This window comes from Methanosarcina soligelidi, from assembly GCF_000744315.1.
Classification (GTDB): Archaea; Halobacteriota; Methanosarcinia; order Methanosarcinales; family Methanosarcinaceae; genus Methanosarcina; species Methanosarcina mazei.
On sequence record NZ_JQLR01000001.1, the window covers coordinates 3150454 to 3168068 of the forward strand.

Below are 17615 nucleotides of genomic sequence, written 5' to 3' on the forward strand. Positions count from 1 at the left end.
AAAAACTTCGGATAAAAGCTCCAGAAGGGATTTTCAGATGAAAATAGTTTTCATAAACAATAAAGATTCTTTCGTATGGAATCTTGTAGATTACATCTCATATTTCGAAAAAGATACTCTGGTTCTTCCTAACACGGTTACTCTGGAAGAATTGAAAGAAATAAAACCTGATGCACTTGTGATTTCTCCAGGTCCAGGAAATCCTTCTGACCCGAGGGACATAGGGAACTGTCTGGAAATAATCAGGGAAATGGGCAGGGAAATTCCTCTTCTGGGGGTCTGTCTCGGGCACCAGGCAATTAATGTGGCATTTGGCGGACCTGTACGGAGATGTAAGGTTGGGCCTGTGCACGGTAAAAGTTCAAGAATCAGGCATGCGGAGTCGGCTCTCTTTACAACACTTGAAGAAAAGTTTGAAGCAGGCCGTTACCATTCGCTTGAAATTGGAGATCCGGCTCCCGGAATAAAAGTTACTGCCCTTGCAGAAGACGGAACCATTATGGCAGTTGAACATTCAGAATTCCCTATCTACGGACTGCAGTTCCACCCGGAATCCGTACTTACCCCGGATGGGTTAAAAATAATAGAAAGATTTCTTGAAATCTCAAGGGACTTTAAAAAAAGGCAGCCGGCTGTTTAAACAGCCAGGTCTTTTTTTCTGCCTGAACTACATTAATTTAACTTAACTGAATCTAACTTAACTGAATCTAACTTAACTGAATCTAACTTAACTGAATCTAACTTAACTGAATCTAACTTAACTTAATCTAACTTAAATTAATTCAACTTTATACCTGTTAACAGCTTGTGAGTATTATTTTTCTTTTCCAGAAGCCTCCGTTTCAGGCTCTTCCTCAGCCTCTTCTTCGAAGAATTCTTCTTCCGTGAATTCCTCATTTGGTCTGTTCTCACCATAGCCTGCAGGCTGAAGGTTCTGCAGGTCTGAGAATTCGCTTAAGGTCTGGGAGATAAGTTGAGGGTATTTCACAATTTGTTCTCTTGGAATGAATCCGCTATCCTCTGAAAATTGTATAACTCTTTCCCTCGCATCTTTTGCTGAATTGCTCAGGTCTTCAAGCTGTTTCTTGCCTGCAAGATAGCCTATTTCTTCAAGCGACATGGTTGTCCAGAGGGTTACAACTTCCATCCTTTTTTCAACAGCCCCTCTTCCTATCTTCTCAAGAGCCTTCACGGCATTTTCTGCAGTTTCGGGCATTTCAACCTGTGCGGCTCCTTTTCCAATTTCCTGTGCGGCTTTTGAGAAAGACCAGAGAGCATTGGAGTATCCTTTTTCTACCAGAGAACCCGCAAGAGAATCAACTACCTCCACAGCACCGGATGCAACCGATCCAAAATTCTTCTGGACAGCTTTATTACCTATGTTCCGGAGGGAAATGGCGACTCTTTTTAAATCTGTTTCAAAGTCTGCGCTGAGCAGTTCTTCTGCGAACTCCCGGAGGTACTCAACATATTGAAGAGCGTCATATTCGTTCTGTTCCCTTACTGCTTTTTCTCCAGATTCTCCAAGTTCAATAGCTTTTTGTTCGTTTATTGAGAACATATTTAAACCCCTTTCAAGTAAAATCCTGTAAAAAATACCAGTTTTAAGAATTTAGTTATTTATATAGGAATACTCAGATATTAGTCTTCCTATATTTTTGGAAATTTGTAAAGAGTTTTAGGTTATAATTTTAAGAATAAAAGAAGACAGTGAAAAAAGGAAAAACTGGATGATGCTTTACAGGTTTAGTAACATTGTTATTTTACAGGTTTAGTAACATTGTTATAATACACTTATATACGCTTCAGGCAAATTTAACCCTTCATGAAACTCACGGTCCTTGTTGACAATAACACCCTTATTGACAGGTATTTCCTTGCCGAACCCGGTCTGTCCTTCCTGCTGGAGGACTCTGGCACCAGAGTGCTTTTTGATATCGGATACTCGGATATTTTCCTCAAAAACGCCCGGAAAATGGGGCTTTCACTTCTGGACCTTGATTACGTGGTACTCTCCCACGGGCACCTGGACCACAGCTGGGGACTTGAGCCCCTGGTCCGCTTATTCCTTGAAGCAGGGATAGAAAAACTTCCTTTCAGGTCTCCAGTTCTTATAGCCCATCCCCTTGTCTTCGAAAGCAAAAAAATTGAAGATATTGGTGAAATCGGAAGCCTGCTAACTCCTAAAAAACTCTCGGAACATTTCAGGATGCAGCTTTCAAGCACTCCTGTCTGGTTGAGCGAGAAACTGGTTTTTCTTGGAGAAATTCCCAGGAACTTCTCCTTTGAGAAGGGGGCAGCTGTCGGATATGTGCAGGACAGAGAAGGAAACAAAATTCCCGACCTCCTTCCGGATGACACCGCTCTTGCGTACAGGACCGGGGTAGGGCTTGTCATCATCACGGGCTGTTCCCATTCAGGGATCTGTAATATCACGGAGTATGCAAAAGAGGTCTGCGGAGACAGCAGGGTCCTTGATATAATAGGCGGCTTTCACCTCCTGAAACCCTCGGAAGAACGGATGCGGGGGACTCTCGAATACCTTAAAAAACTTAACCCTGCCTGCATACATGCGTGCCACTGTACTGACCTGAATTCAAAAATCGAGCTTTCAAAGGTTTGCAGGCTTGAAGAAGTAGGAGCCGGGCTGCAAATTGAGTACCTTTAACTATTTTTTCTTTTTCCACAGGCTTGATTTAAAGGAGAATGGAGCAGTTCTGAAGATTACTGGGAATTTTTCCTCAAGCCTTTTATTCAGTTATTTATTCAGTTATTTATTCAGTTATTTATTCAGTTATTTATTCAGTTATTTATTCAGTTATTTATTCGGCTTTTTATTCAACATTTTATAAAGCTTTGTTATTCAGCCTTTTCTTCCAGCCCTTTATTTATTTTTTTATTCAGCCTTGTTATTCAGCCTTTTTTCAATTCTTCGCGGATATTTTCCACAGTCTGCCAGGACTGCCTGACGATATCGGGAAAATCTCCTCTGTGCTCTTTTCCCCATTTCAGCAGGAACCCTCTGGTCTTGGGATCCGAAGGATAGCCGCTTCCGAAATCTATGCACCATTCTCTTTTGAGCTCTTCTATCAGCTCGTCCCTGCGCACCTTTGCAATGATAGAGGCTGCCGACACCACAGGATAAATCGCATCTGCCTGGTGCATGGAGACTACCTTTATTTTCTTTGCATGGTCAGGACTTGTTTTTGCGTACTGCCTGAGCAGGTTTTCGGCAAAGCGTTCAGCTTTTACATCAGCGGCATCTGCATACACGATATCCGGCTTAAGCTGCTCAAGCACTTTTGCAAAGCAGACAACCATGATCTCGTTCATGCTCATTATTTTCCGGAGCTCGTCAATCTGAGAAGGGCTGACCTCAAAAATAAAATAGCCGTCAGCATGCTTTTTTATCTGGGATGCAAGCTGCTCCCTCTTTTTCGGCGTCAGCTTTTTGGAGTCCGCAACTCCCAGAACTTTGAGTATGTGGGCTTTAGACTCATCGATTTTTACGCCGCCTATACACATGGGCCCGATTACCGGACCTTTTCCGGCTTCATCAATTCCTGCGATCATCATTCTATGGTTATCTCCTGCTGAAGGAAGAGAGCTTTTTTACTTTATAAAAGTAGGCACAGGTACATTTTTTAAAGTATTAAATAGTCTTAATAGGATCCTCTGAAAAACACATCTCCATTGATTTAAGCTTAATGTCCTGGTCCATTTTTTCCTGTTCAGGTTCAGCTTTTGCAGATGGGTTAGGGAGATTTTTTGAGAAACGTTTATATTATGAAATTTCAACCAGTTAAAATGTTATATTTCATGCGTCATCGGTTAAGCGTTAGAAAATCACTCCCGTATGTGTTTTTATATTAATACCCTAACTATTAGTTTATCTATGTCTCCTCGTCCCCCACCTACTCTTGAAGACTCTCTTCGGGAAATGTTTCCCGAAGATTGGTTGAGGCAAACTGCCAAAGAAACTGGTCTCATAAAACGTGAGCGTAAAATTGACCCTGTCATCATCTATTGGGTTTTAACTCTCAGTTTTGGTGTTCGTTTGCAGCGTACACTTGCCAGTTTGAAAAGAGACTATGAAAAAGAAGCAAATAAGACCATAAGTGATAGCAGCTGGCACTATTGCTTCACACCAGAGCTTGTTGAGTTTCTTCATCAGTGTGTCATTCACGGCATAGAAGAGCTTGCAAAAGATCCTGGCAGAAAACTTAGCAAAAAACTCGAAAACTTCCAGGATGTTCTCATCCAGGATAGTACAATTGTTTGTCTTCACTCCTCTTTAGCAGACAAATTTCCAGCAGCAAGAACAAGAACAGTAGCTGCTGGAGTAAAAGTAGGAGTTATGGTAAGTGCAGTTGCTAACGGACCTAAAACCGTTGCTTTATACTCTGAGAAAACAGCTGAGATAAAAACATTGAAAATAGGTCCCTGGATCAAAGACCGTATTCTTCTTGTTGATCTTGGTTTTTACAAAACTCAGATGTTTGCAAAGGTTGAGGAAAATGGAGGATATTTTGTTTCAAGAATAAAGAAGAATATGGATCCAGTTCTTGTTTCTGTTGAAGAGGGACTTTCTAAGACAAAAAGCAAAGAATTCGTGGGAAAACCTGTTAGTGAATGCATTCAGCAACTTTCTGGAAAAGATGTTGATGCAGTTGTGAAAATATCATTCAAAAGAAGAGCATATAAAGGCAAACAAAAACAGGATGAGATGCTTGTACGTCTTGTTGCGGTATATAATGATGAGGATGAAAAACATCACATATATATCACAAATATTCAGAAAGATATTTTGAATGCAAAAGACATTGCAAAATTGTATGGGGCAAGATGGGACATAGAACTGCTGTTTAAGGAGTTAAAAAGCAAATACGCTCTTGACGTTCTTGAAACAAAGAATGTGCAGGTAATTGAGGCTCTAATATGGACAGCAATGTTAACACTAATCGTTAGCAGAAGAATTTATTCTCTTGTAAGAAACTCAACAGCTCATCCTGAAAAAATGGCTCAATATACGCAGTTACGTTGGAGCACAATATTTGCAGAGAATGCATCAGATCTGTTGACAGTAATTCTGAATAGATGTGGAATTCAAAGAACTTTTGAAACGATAATGAGTGTATATGAAAGTCAAGCATTGGATCCGCATGTAAACAGAGAAAGGTTCAGAGAAGAATGGTTTGAATAAGAAATGGAGAAATTAGACTCAAAAAAAAGTAACAGGAGAAGGAAATAAATCCTTAACCGATGACCAATGAAAAATAATATCATTGGGAATATGATTGTTGGAAAATATTCAGATCATGAATAAGAAAAATATTCAGATTATGAATAAGATGATTAAAAAATGAAGTATTTGGTAGAAAGTAATTTAGGAAGGCTCAGAAGAAGATAATTTACGAGGCTTCCCTTTCAGTATGCTTGAAAGGAATAAAACCTGTGCATTCTTCATTCCCCGTTTTTGCGGTGTTTCTGGAAGCAGATGTTTCATGTTTTGAAGCTACCTTTGAAGTTATCTTTAAAGTTACCGGCTGCTTGATTTCTACTTTTCTGCTGTTTCTCAGGAAATCAAACTCTTTTGAAAGCATGACCATCACAACTGCTGCCATGAGATATTCCGTAGCCGGTGATGCAGCCCAGACACCATTCAGGTCAAAGAAATGGGGCAGAATAAAAAGCAGGGGGAAAAGGAAGATGAAGATCTTTCCAAGATGGATGAAGAGTGCTGCTCTGACCCTGTTGATTGACTGGTAATAAACCGCAGTGAGCAAAACTGTCCCTTCAACAAGCAGAGAGAACATGAAAATGTCCATTCCCTGAAGTGTGGCATCGAGCAGCTCGGAGTCGCTCTGGCTGAAGATCTGGACCAGGCTCTCAGGGAAGAGGTATATAAGCGTAAACCCCAGAGTTCCTATCAGGGTACATGAGAAGATTGTCAATTTCAGGGTTTTTAACACTCTTTCGTAATTACCGGCTCCGTAGTTGAAGCCTATAATCGGCTGGACTCCGAGAGCTATGCCTTCAAAGAGCATGTAGAATATTGAAAATATGTATCCTATAACGCCATATGCTGAGACTGCAAGTTCCGAGCCGTACCTGAGAAGCATGTAGTTCTGTACAAAAAGCATAAGAGCAAATGACATCTGCATGACAAAGGACGGGACACCGGCTTTAAGGATCTTCAATGCGGTAGCAGTTTTGACTCTCATGGATTTTATCCTGAGCCTGAGCTTTGCCTGGCTGCTGAGAAGGTGATGAGTAAGCAGCACCGCCGGCAGGATAAAGGAAAGGACTGTTGCTGTGGCTGCACCTGTCATTCCCATTTCCATGTGCATGACCAGAAGGTAGTCAAGCACAATATTTGCAAGCACTCCTGCAACCATTATTTTCATGCAGAGCCTGGGCTTTCCATTATTCCTTACCAGAGGGTCGAGGGCAATTGCAAGGATCATAAAGACCGAGCCCGCGAAGATTATGTGGAGATATTCACTGGCTAAGGAAAGTGCAGGTCCGTTTGTCCCGAGCAAGCTTATGGAAGTCCTGCAAAAAATCAATCCTCCTGCTGTAAAGACTGCTCCTGCAATGAGGCATAAAGGAAAGGCGTTATTCATAATTTCCAGGGCTTCCCCCGTTTTTCCTTCTCCAAGTCTCAGGGCTATCAGGCTGGATGAGCCTATTCCTATAATTATTCCTGCTGCAATTATAGCCAGATAAGGGGGATATGCGAGGGTGATTCCTGCGAGTCCATGGCTTCCAATTGCATTCCCTATAAAAAAGCCGTCAATAATTCCCTGAATTCCGGCGATAAGCACTCCCACAACTGCCGGGAGGGCGAATTTACAGAACAGATTTAATATATTTCCGGACTTCATTTCTTCATTGCTGATCATGCCATGGCCTCCTCAGGCTGCGGACCTCTACTTCATGAAAATACAGACATGTCTTCAATCATTGTAGACAGATAAAAGCCCGGGCTTTTTCCATCATGAACCTCTTCAAATCGAGACGATTGAGAGTATTCGAGATGATTGAAAGTGTCTTTTCCGGTTTCCAGTTCTTTTAAAAATTTAACAGCACCGATCAACCTTTTAAGCGGTTGAGGGGGTAACATTTTCCGTCCCTGTGATGCTTCAAGAGAACGATTTTAAATTGTTACAAAGTAAATTATTACAAAGTAAATTGTTACAAAGTTCCATCATAGTTATACCGGCAAATCCGGATTCAATCCAGACAGGAAATTTTCGATAAAGTCTCCTTGATAAAAATTCCGGACAGGAATTAATGCGTAAAACATTCAGATTAAAATTCTGAACAGTGATTATGTGATCTATAAATATTGATAACAAGCTGATGTTCAGATTTTTAGACTGAATAGTTGATCTTTCAGCTTCATTTGTGGATATTTAAACATTAATTACTATTTATGCTATATTTATACATTCACATCCTCTTCTCTTTAACCAAGTTGTTCATTCAGAGACAAAAAACATATACGATGACCTCTATCGGAGATCTGTCCTCATAAAAGAATGGAGCCTCCTTATCTGCCTCATAAAAGAATGGAATCTCCTTTAACCTGATCTCCAGATTTGTTATCTAAAATATACCAAAAAGTTAAGGTGAGGAAGAAAGATCAGAAATAAAGAACAGATAAAAGAGAGTAAGCTTTACTCTTTAATTTGTAATATGCTGCCCTGTCAATGTTATGTATTTTCGGATTGCATATTGTAGTCAGATTTTTTTAAAAGACCTTTCCAGGAACTATTTCAAAAATCCAGAAATAATTCAGGAGACAATTAATCCAGGAGACAATTAATCCAGGAGACAATTAATCCAGAAGACAATTAATTCAGGAGACAATAATACTCCTGGCTTCTGATTTCTGAGAGTCAGGAATTTGTCTGTTTGCTTTTGAATTTTTTATCCTCAACTTTCTGTAGTACACTTAGAAGTACTTCTCTTGTTATGTTTCCTTTCTTCATAATATAAGAAACGTTTCTATTGAGCAGATCCTTTTCTTCAAACGTTAGTTCCTTTGCAGTACATACGATAACAGGTATATCTATGGTCTCTGGATTTTCTTTGAGGACTTTGATAAGGTCAAAACCTGTAAAATGAGGCATCATCAGGTCAAGAATGATTATATCGGGATGGCCGTTTCTAATCTTATCGACTGCTTCTTTGCCTCCATATGCACAGACAGGTTCGTATCCTTCCTCTTTGATAATGGAACTGAAAAGCTCGACTATTGTTGGTTCGTCGTCCACGATTAAAACCCTGGGGGATGACTTTGCATTTATTGCCCCTTTTACTTTTTGCAGGCTTGATAGGAGGCGTTCTTTTTCCACAGGCTTTATCAGGTGGTCAACTGCACCCCATAAAATGCTGCAGTTTTTTTCATCATTCATGGAGATAACCAGGATAGGAATATCGGACGTTGCAGAATCGTGTTTCAGGTTTTTGAGGATATCCCAGCCGCTCACTCCGGGGAGCATTATGTCAAGAGTAATTACTGAAGGTTTCAGCTCACGTGCAAGCAAAAGAGCCTCCCTCCCGCTGGAAACGGTAACAACTCTGTACCCGGCCTCCGAAAGTGTGATAGTTAAAAGTTCTTTTGCCATTTCGTCGTCTTCAACGACCATCACAAGGTTCTTTTCCCCTGAATCTCCCGAAGGCTCTATAATTTCCGGAAGCCTGCTTTTATTGTTTGCTTCTGGTTTTATGTTTTCTTCTCTTTCGGGCTTTTCAAATGCTGGTTTGTCTGATACATGGTTTTCAGGTACTGTTTTTTCAGCCGGTGAAGAGGCTATTTTTTTGGAAGCATCCGGATTATTTATCCTGGTTTCGGAAGTTATTCCGCATTTCAAAGGCAATTCAAATTCAAAAGTCGAGCCTTTTCCGGGTTCGCTTTCAACCCACACCCTGCCTCCATGAAGGTTTACGAATTTTTTCACCAGCGCCAGCCCCAGTCCTGTGCCTTCGTAATGGCGGTTAATACTCGCATCTATCTGCCTGAATGGCTGGAAAAGGAGCTTCTGGTTTTCCTCTGAGATTCCTATCCCTGTATCAGAGACACTGATCCTGACAGAATCTTCAGTCTTTAATGCTGAAACAATTACCGAGCCTCTGTCGGGGGTGAATTTTATGGCGTTGCTTACAAGGTTGTAAATGATCTGCTTGAAACGCACCCTGTCGGCATAGACTAAGATTTCAGAATCTACATTGTATTTCACTGAAATGTCCTTCTTCAGGGCAAGAGCAGAGGTTACGGCTCTTGTATCATTAAATACCTCGGACACAGAGAACATCTCAAACTCAAGTTCCATTTTTCCTGCTTCAATTTTAGAAAGGTCAAGAATGTTATTTATAAGAGTCAGGAGATGCTTTCCACTGTTAGCTATATTATTGAGAAACTTTTTATTCTGCTCACTGAATTCCCCGCTCATTCCGCCCAGCATTACGTCCGAAAACCCTATTATCGCAGTAAGGGGCGTCCGCAGTTCATGGCTCATGTTAGTCAGGAACTCGCTCTTGGCACGGTTTGCGCTCTCTGCAGCCAGTTTTGCCTGCAGCAGTTCTTCTTCAGTTTTTTTGCGTTCCGAAAGGTCAATGAAACTTTCTATAAAGTATTCATTTTCCCCTATTTTTACAGGGACAACACTCTTCAGGACGGGAAACGATTCCCCTTTTCCGTTGAGAAGCATCCTTTCAGACTTATCTACTGACTGCTTGAAGTCTGTTATCGGACATTTCCCTTCCTCAACAGGGCAAATGAACTTATGACAGACGTTTCCTGTGAGCCTGTGCCCTGGAAGTCCTATTGCTTCTACTGCTGCTGGATTCGCATCTACAATTTCGTGCGTGGAGGCATCTACAAGCAGGATACCGCAAAGTGCATTGTCTATTATTTTTTTGAGCCTTTCCCGGCTTTCACGTTCATTTTTTTCAGCTTTTTTGCGTGTGGTTATATCCCTTGCAACACACTGTATTTCTCCTTCCTCAAGGCTCAGGAAGGAAGAGCTGACCTCCACATCAATAACCTTTCCATTCTGCTTCCGAAATTTCATTTCAAAACATGCACTCCCGTTTTCGAGGGTTGTTTTCAGGGCATCTCTAACTGCCGGTAGATCTTTTTCAGACAATAGAGACCCAATTGAGATATTATCAAGCTCCCTCACACCCAGTCCGAAGGCTTCACGTCCTTTTTTATTGAGGTCCAGGACTTTTTCACCGTTAAGAATTATGATCGCATCATTTGAATGTTCAAAGAGAGCCCTGTATCTTTTATCTTTTTCTTTGAGGCTTTCTTCTGTCTTCTCCTGAAGCACCAGAGCATTTTCAAGTTCCATCCAGCGCCTCAGGGAAAAAATTCCAAGAGCAAAAGCGAGATAGACTGAGAGAGTGAGAAGACCCCCAAGTTTCCGGGGATTGTATTCTTCAACAAATAAAACAATGGATTCGAAAAGGCCAAAATACGAGGCAAAGAATGTGAATAAGAGACCGACAGCTAGAATAATGAACAGTTCATTCGATTTTTTCCCAAATAGACCCTTGAAAAGATCTGGCATTATATAAACCCCATAAGTAAAGATAATACTCTTGATTCCAGTTTTCACTTCACGCACTGAATTTTTCTACAACAGATTTGAACCTCTGGATGTCGATAGGCTTGGAAATATAAGCACTGCACCCTGCTTTCAGAAACTTCTCCTCATCTCCACGCATGGCATGGGCTGTAAGAGCAACAACAGGGATTTCCTCTGTCTCAGGGTCTTCTTTTAATATTTTTAGTACCTCTGCCCCATCAATCCCGGGTAACTGTATATCTAATAATATTAAGTTTAATTTATTTTTTTTACAAAGTTTTAAGGCTGTAATCCCATCATAAGCTTCCAGTGACTCATACCCGAATGAGAGCAATAAAGTCCTGACAAGTTCCATAATTAACGGATTGTCTTCAACAACAAGTATATTTTTCACAGGCAACGGCCTCCGTATTATTTTTCCCCCTAACTTTCGCAGCCTTACATGAACTTACATGCATTATTTTTTTACCGGAATAAATATTCCCTTAAAAGAAATTCGTTAAACTTACTAATATTTATTGGTATATTTAATTTAGTTATTTAAATAAGTTTCAGTATTAATTCAAATAAATATATTTATATTGCCATTATCGGGGCATGGTGGTCTATGTACCACCGTAAAGTGAAAATAAATCGCAGGATGAACCTGAAAAATTCACTCGGCGTGAGTCTCAAAAAATTAGCCCGGAGAATATCTTAAAAAAGAATTTAGAGAAGGTCTCAAAAACAGTTATCCAGCGTAAATCTCAATAACAATATCCAGAATATATCTTAAAAATAGTCATCCAGGGCAAATCTTAATAAGATGGGCTTACAGCAGTTTTCACTATATTACTATATTGATACTTAATATATTGATATATTTCACTAATAAACACTTTGTTAATATTTTTTTACCATCTGTTTTTTATGCGAAAAGCACGTTTACGCTTTTACTTTAAGGTAGAGAGTTCTTACTCAACTCCAGAGGAGCAGGGGTAGTTCACAATCTTTCTGAACGAATTGCTTAAGCCCTTTTTTGCAGTGATTTTTATTTGCAGTTATTAAAGTTCCTGTCCGACATAATAAAATTTACCTGAAGATTTGATTCACCTTTAAGATTCGATTTGTCTGAGGCTTCGATTTACATATGAGATTGGATTTGTCTGAAGAATTCAATCTACCTCTAAGATTGGATTTATTTACCTTTAAGATTGGATTTGTCTGAAGAATTCAATCCACCTGAAAATTAGATTTAGTGAAGATTCAATTTATCTGAAAAATACTGCTGATCATCATGTCTGCTAAAATACCTGATATATATGCTAAAAATTTAATCTGTACTCCCCCGGAAATCCTTTCTCCTGCTGGAGATCATGAAGCCCTGCTTGGAGCGATAAAAGGAGGAGCTGATGCTGTCTACCTTGGGGTCGGCGAATTCAATGCCCGTCAGGGAGCTAAAAATTTCACCATTGATGACCTGGAAGCTGCCGTTGACCTTGCACATTCGCACGGAGTCCGTGTATACCTTGCCCTGAACATCCCTCTCAAACAAAAAGAACTTCAGCATGCCCTTGATATTGTGGACCGTGCATACGCAGCCGGGATAGATGCAGTTATCCTGCAGGACCTTGGGCTTCTCAGGCTTTTAAACGAAATCTATCCTGACCTGAGCCTTCACGCAAGCACGCAGATGACCATCCACAGTAAAGAAGGAGTTGACTTTGTAGCGGGGCTGGGAGCAAAAAGGGTGATAGTTTCAAGGGAACTCACCACAGCTGAGGTAAAAGATATTGTAGACAACTCTGGAGTGGATATTGAAGTCTTTGTCCACGGAGCCCTCTGCTATTCCTACTCGGGCAAATGCCTCTTCAGCAGTTTCCTGCACGACAGAAGCGCAAACAGGGGAGCCTGTGCCCAGCCGTGCAGACGGAGGTACAGGTTTCTGGTAAACGATAGGGAAATTGACGAAAAATATGTCGCAGGCAGCTATCCCATAAGCTGTGCCGAACTTTCCACCCTCACAGGGATTGAAGACATAATAAAAACCGGAGTTGTAAGCCTTAAAATTGAAGGCAGGATGAAAAAACCCGAATATGTGACTGCAAGTGCTGCCGCTTACAAAACCGCAGTTGAAAAGATCTGCACCCCCGGAGAAAAACCGACTAAGGAGGAGCTTGAAGCAAGGGAAAACGAGCTTGCAAAACTTTTTTACAGGGGATTTACCAGGGGCTTCATACTGGGGGAAAAAGGGGTATCTCATCCCAAATACAGCTCAAATTATGGGGCGTTCCTTGGGAAAGTCCTGGACATTTCCCGCTCAAAAGGAAGTACAAAACTTACAGTCCGGCTTGAAGAGAATATTCAGGTAAAAGACGGCATAAGCATCTTTACAAGGGAAAGGATGCTTGGTTCTGCAGTAACCGGAATTGTCACTATTTCAGGCGAGCACGTAAAAAGTGCAAAAAAAGGCGAGAAAGTCGGGCTTGAGATAAGTTCAAAAACAGGCAGAGCAGTCCAGAGAGGAGATGAACTCTACCTTACAACAGACACGCAGCTCCTTGATACCCTCCAGAAAGCAAAACTGAAAACTCTCCCTGTAAGCCTGAAAGTAAAAGCCAGAAAAGGGGAGCAGTTTACGGTTGAAATCAGAAAGGAAGACAAAAAAAGAGAAGCAAACGAAAAAGACAGCAAAACCGAAGAGACCTCTTCTGCGGAATTTGCTGATGATTATATTGTCCAGGGAGCCGAAAAAGCGCCAACAACCGAAGAGCAGATAAGAAAAGCAATGGAAAGCCTTGGAGATACTCCTTTTGAAGCCGTATCTGTTGAGATAGAAGCTGATGAAAATATCTTTATCCCTGTCGGCGTGCTGAAGAATACGAGGCGGAAGGCTGCTGATCTACTGCTCGAAAAAATCCTGAAGACAAATAAAAAAGAGCAAAAATGCCCTGACCTGGAAGGTTTCAATCATCTGTGCTCTTTAGAAGGCGATGCCGGGAGTAAAAATGAAGCAGCCCTGATAAGTTCAGTCGGCATGAAAAAGGAAGGGAGAGGGTTAAGAGACACAGCTTCAAAGAAACTCCTTCTGAGCGTTGAAGTGCAGAATATTCCTTCTCTCTTGCAGGCAGCCTCAGCCGGGGCTGATATTGCTTATATCCCGATTTCTTTCTTTGAAGTACTGATGTCTCCCAACAGTGCTGATAGGCTTGAGGATTTGAAAGCAGAAAAAACAGAACTGGTTTTCAGGATCCCCAGAATTACGCACGATCGGGAACTGGGGGGATTAAAACCCCTTCTGGAAAAAGTAAGAGACGCTGGTTTTACAGTGGCATGTTCAAATCTGGGAGCATCACAGCTTGCAAAAAAGCTTTCCATACCTTTTGTTGCCCAGAAAGATCTCAATATCTTCAATGCCTTTACTGCAAGCACCTTCTACCAGGCAGGTGCATACAGGGTAACCCTTTCGAGCGAACTGAACCTGAGCGAAATAAAAAACGTCTGTGAGACGCTCCAAGCATGTGAGGTTTCAGGCCAGACCGAAGTTTTAGTTTACGGCAGGGAATTGATGCTTATTACGGAAAATGACCTCTTAAAGCCCCTTGTTGACAGGAAGATGATAAGAAAAGAAAGCGAGGTACTCCTTGTCGATCAGAGTGGCTCCGAATTTCCTGTCCAGCGCCTTGGCACCAGAACTCTGATCTATAATTCGAAGGTACTTGATATGCTGAAGTATGTTAAGAATATGAAAGGGTACGGCGTGGACGTGCTCAGGCTTGACCTTTCGCTCAATACCCCTACCGAGGTAAAAGAGATTACAAAAGTGTATAAACAGGCTATTGCAGGAGAAGAGGTAAAATTGAAGCCTGCAAGAGGGATTGAATATACGACAGGGCATTATTTTAAGGGAGTTTAATTACCCGAATTGTGCCTCGCCCGAATTGTGCCTCGGGATCACAGGAAATCGGAGATTTCCTGGGAGTTGCACTGCAAGTGCAACAGCACGAAGTCTATTTCACTCGCTTCGCTCGTTCAACAACAGGGAAACGAGAGAAATCCCTGATAGAAAAAGCCTGTAAGGATTGAGGAATAACTTTCTTTACTAAGAACCCGAAAAAAGAAACCTGTTTGCTAGTTGCAGCACAACTATCTCAAGGATAAATAAGAAAAATATTTGTAATACCTGACTGATATGTATAAGTGAATGCTTATATACTTATAATTGAGAGGTAAATTTGTGAAAGGTCATATCAAAAACATGGCTGAAGTTCTCAAAGCCCTTGGTGATGAAAAAAGACTAAAAATAATAAAAATATTTGCTTCTAATAATAACGAAACCTTTTGTGTTTCTGATGTAGCTAAACAACTTAACATTTCTCAACCTGCCACATCTCAGCATATAAAGGTTTTAAAGAATATTGGAATACTTGAAGAAAATCGAAGAGGTTTTAGAGTCTTTTATAAAATTAATTCCGATGTGTTGGCTGAATATAGAAAGGACATAGATGAATTATTTAAGACAGCCTTTGAGAGATGCCAATATAACTTTTCTTGTGACAAATGTCCTTATAATAATAATAATAATAATAATAATAATAATAATAATAATAAACATCAGTAAGCGGATATTGCTTCTTGATTATAAGTATTCGAGTGTTAATGAATATATAATGTCTTGACTATAAGTATTTGCCTATAATCTTATAGAGAATGGAACTATAATTATATGAACTGATCCGTAAATATCGCAGGCTCGTGTGTGGCTCAGCATTCCTATCGCGCTTTCAAGATTAACAAAAAGGAGATTTACAAGATGTTGTTTTCAATCGTCGTTCATCAGATGATCCTTTTCTTCAGTATTCTTCTAGTCGGAAATGTGGCGGCTAAGCAGGGTGTTATCCAGGAAAATTATCTACCGGATCTTGCCAAACTGGTTTCAAAGATCTTTCTGCCTGTGCTGATCTTTTATATGACCTATGCCGGAACGACAAGGCAGATGGTCTGGGAGAATGCCGCAATGATCGGTCTTGCGGCTCTGTTTTATGTGGTCATTTCAGCCGTTACCTGGATTATAGCAAAAGGGCTTCGCCCGGCCGGCGACAAAGCAAAGGTTTTTCAGTTTGCGTTCATTTTCGGAAACACCGGATTTGTCGGTGTACCGCTGCTTATAGCTCTATTTCCGAAGGACGGCATTTTGTATCTAGCGTTGTTCAGTATTGTTGATCAACTCCTGTTCTGGACTTATGGGGTGTATCTTGCAACTGCATCCGATAAAAAAGCGAAAATAACATTAAAGAGCTTTGTGAACCCCAACATCGTTGCAATTGCTTTGGCACTCATCTTCATTATGATCGGTGCAAAGCTGCCGACAGTCATTGATGATACACTTCAGACGATCAAAAACGCGGTAGGTGCTATGGCCATGATCTATCTGGGCGCTTTGATCTTCTACTCCGACTGGAAGACCGCATTCAAAACAAAAGATCTGTATTTCGGCATTGTTGTTAAAATGATCATTTTGCCGATCCTTTTGGGCAAGCTCCTGTTGATGACGGGTCTGCCGAATAACATGATCTGGTCCATGATCATCCTGATGTCCCTGCCGACGATGACGGTCGTGCCAATGATCGCAAAGCTATACGGACACGAAGGTGCCTACGCCGCTGGGATAACGGCTGCAACGCTGGCTGTAAGTATAGTGACGATTCCCGTGGTGGTGTTTTTTACAACGTGACTTACGGAAAAGTAGATTCTTCTATACTTACTACATTTGCCTTAAATTTGGAATAAATGCATTATGAGAAACTTTCTATCTGTATTAATTCTTTAAAAAAACTTATGATGAAAAAAATAAGAAATGAGATTATATTTATAAATATTTATTTATAAAATATTCACCAAACTTGGGCTTAAAAACTAAATTAAATTTGGCAAAAAAATGAACAGTGAGAATACCAACAATCAATTAAATGAGAATAATACTTATGAGGATCTCATGAGCAAAATCATAAACATGGGTTTCTCTCTCATTTTCACGGGCACAGCAATACTCATGGAAAGGTAGATCCCTCTACACTTGCTACGAGTAAAGGTCTCCGAGTTCTTAAATGGTCATTTATAGGAATGATGGTAACAGCGATTCTGCAATTTATCATTGTTTTTATGTCTGGAAGTGTTGCCCTTCTTGCGGACACAATTCATAATTTTGGGGACTCTGCAACTGCAATTCCCCTTGCAATAGTTTTTTTGATGGCTTGACCAGTCTTGCAGTACTTATAGGAGCAATAGGAGTATGGTTAGGATATCCAATAATTGATCCCCTTATTGGTCTGCTGATTATAGTTGCTATTCTGAAAATAGTTATTGATACAAGTAAGCCTGTATTTATTCGTCTTCTTGATGGTGTTGAGCCTGAGACCATCGATAAAGTAAAAAGTATTGCTGAAAGCGTCGATGGGGTTTGCGAAGTCACGGATCTCAGAGTTCGCTGGATAGGGCATAGGCTTCATGCAGAGATCAACATTTCTGTTTCGCCTTCGCTTTCAGTTGAAGAAGGGCACGAAATTGCCAATAGAACAAGAGAAAAGCTTCTGAAGAGTTTGCCACATATTTCAGGTACTAATATTCATGTAGATCCCAGCACAGCTCCCGGCGAATGCTTCCACTTTGTGCCCGTTTTACAGAAGGCAGCCACTAATAAAAGAACCTGATTTGCATAAAAAATGAGGTTTATGAGAAAGTATTGAGGTTCAGAGCATTATTTTTTCTTTGCACCATTGTGTAAGTTTATTTGGAAAATATTATAAAAAAATACAATGTTCTATGTGCTCTATGATTCAATGAGACCTACAAGCTTCATATACCATGCTGCTGCAGTGTTTACTCTAAATTTTAGCTATAATCTTGTTGATAAAAAATAAATTAATTACTAAAAAGCAGATAAACTTACAAATTATCATAAATTTATATGTGTTTATAACACGGTTGACTATTTTCTCAAGATCGCCTGAATTTGATTACTCTCAATAATTTACT

Annotated in this window: 14 protein-coding genes and 1 pseudogene; 9 read left to right on the forward strand and 6 right to left on the reverse strand. The window is 40.5% G+C overall.

Annotated features, from left to right (window positions below; translation table 11 throughout):
- The first annotated feature begins 37 nt into the window (after positions 1-37).
- Together M886_RS13540 and M886_RS19540 are read left to right on the forward strand one after the other, a co-directional pair.
- Positions 38-640 carry an aminodeoxychorismate/anthranilate synthase component II gene (locus tag M886_RS13540; RefSeq protein ID WP_175413339.1) on the forward strand — a complete coding sequence of 201 codons (603 nt, stop codon included), beginning with the start codon at positions 38-40 and terminating at the stop codon, positions 638-640.
- Positions 641-691: 51 nt separating this feature from the next.
- Positions 692-766, forward strand: a pseudogene (locus M886_RS19540) (pentapeptide repeat-containing protein); the annotation flags it as partial.
- A 48-nt stretch (positions 767-814) separates the two neighbouring features.
- On the opposite strand, the gene M886_RS13545 reads toward M886_RS19540, so the two are convergent.
- Entirely contained in the window at positions 815-1561 is a 747-nt protein-coding gene (locus M886_RS13545; RefSeq protein ID WP_048038367.1) for a hypothetical protein, read from the reverse strand.
- A 264-nt stretch (positions 1562-1825) separates the two neighbouring features.
- Here M886_RS13545 and M886_RS13550 point away from each other — a divergent pair, with 264 nt between their 5' ends.
- Positions 1826-2668, forward strand: a complete 843-nt coding sequence (locus tag M886_RS13550) for an MBL fold metallo-hydrolase (protein ID WP_048051330.1) — start codon at positions 1826-1828, stop codon at positions 2666-2668.
- Positions 2669-2913: 245 nt separating this feature from the next.
- Here M886_RS13550 and rnhB read toward each other — a convergent pair whose 3' ends face one another.
- Complete coding sequence (rnhB, locus tag M886_RS13555) at positions 2914-3576, reverse strand: ribonuclease HII (RefSeq protein ID WP_048038370.1); 663 nt, start codon at positions 3574-3576, stop codon at positions 2914-2916.
- 319 nt (positions 3577-3895) lie between these two features.
- Here rnhB and M886_RS13560 point away from each other — a divergent pair, with 319 nt between their 5' ends.
- Entirely contained in the window at positions 3896-5203 is a 1308-nt protein-coding gene (locus M886_RS13560; RefSeq protein ID WP_048051331.1) for an IS4 family transposase, read from the forward strand.
- A gap of 208 nt (positions 5204-5411) precedes the next feature.
- Here M886_RS13560 and M886_RS13565 read toward each other — a convergent pair whose 3' ends face one another.
- The 4 genes from M886_RS13565 to M886_RS13580 all read right to left on the reverse strand — a co-directional run bounded on the left by M886_RS13565 (position 5412) and on the right by M886_RS13580 (position 10995).
- Positions 5412-6905, reverse strand: a complete 1494-nt coding sequence (locus M886_RS13565; RefSeq protein ID WP_048051332.1) for an MATE family efflux transporter — start codon at positions 6903-6905, stop codon at positions 5412-5414.
- Between the two features lie 32 nt (positions 6906-6937).
- Positions 6938-7126, reverse strand: coding sequence for a hypothetical protein (locus tag M886_RS13570; protein WP_048051333.1), 189 nt, complete (start codon positions 7124-7126; stop codon positions 6938-6940).
- A gap of 778 nt (positions 7127-7904) precedes the next feature.
- On the reverse strand, positions 7905-10583 hold the full coding sequence (locus tag M886_RS13575) for a hybrid sensor histidine kinase/response regulator (RefSeq protein WP_048051334.1): 2679 nt from the start codon (positions 10581-10583) through the stop codon (positions 7905-7907).
- A 49-nt stretch (positions 10584-10632) separates the two neighbouring features.
- Positions 10633-10995 (reverse strand): response regulator, encoded by a 363-nt coding sequence (locus tag M886_RS13580; protein ID WP_048044688.1) that lies wholly within the window; start codon positions 10993-10995, stop codon positions 10633-10635.
- An 882-nt stretch (positions 10996-11877) separates the two neighbouring features.
- On the opposite strand from M886_RS13580, the gene M886_RS13585 reads away from it, so the two are divergent.
- The 5 genes from M886_RS13585 (at position 11878) to M886_RS19550 (ending at position 17290) form a co-directional block, all read left to right on the forward strand.
- On the forward strand, positions 11878-14496 hold the full coding sequence (locus M886_RS13585; protein ID WP_048051335.1) for a DUF3656 domain-containing U32 family peptidase: 2619 nt from the start codon (positions 11878-11880) through the stop codon (positions 14494-14496).
- Between the two features lie 321 nt (positions 14497-14817).
- Positions 14818-15201, forward strand: coding sequence for an ArsR/SmtB family transcription factor (locus M886_RS13590; protein WP_053228901.1), 384 nt, complete (start codon positions 14818-14820; stop codon positions 15199-15201).
- A 138-nt stretch (positions 15202-15339) separates the two neighbouring features.
- A complete protein-coding gene (locus M886_RS13595) occupies positions 15340-16314 on the forward strand; it encodes an AEC family transporter (RefSeq protein WP_152558041.1) in 975 nt (324 codons plus the stop codon).
- A gap of 392 nt (positions 16315-16706) precedes the next feature.
- Complete coding sequence (locus M886_RS19545) at positions 16707-16838, forward strand: hypothetical protein (RefSeq protein ID WP_394296564.1); 132 nt, start codon at positions 16707-16709, stop codon at positions 16836-16838.
- Positions 16835-17290 (forward strand): cation diffusion facilitator family transporter, encoded by a 456-nt coding sequence (locus tag M886_RS19550; RefSeq protein WP_011035106.1) that lies wholly within the window; start codon positions 16835-16837, stop codon positions 17288-17290. The genes M886_RS19545 and M886_RS19550 overlap by 4 nt, the downstream gene beginning before the upstream one ends.
- The last annotated feature ends 325 nt before the right edge of the window (positions 17291-17615 follow it).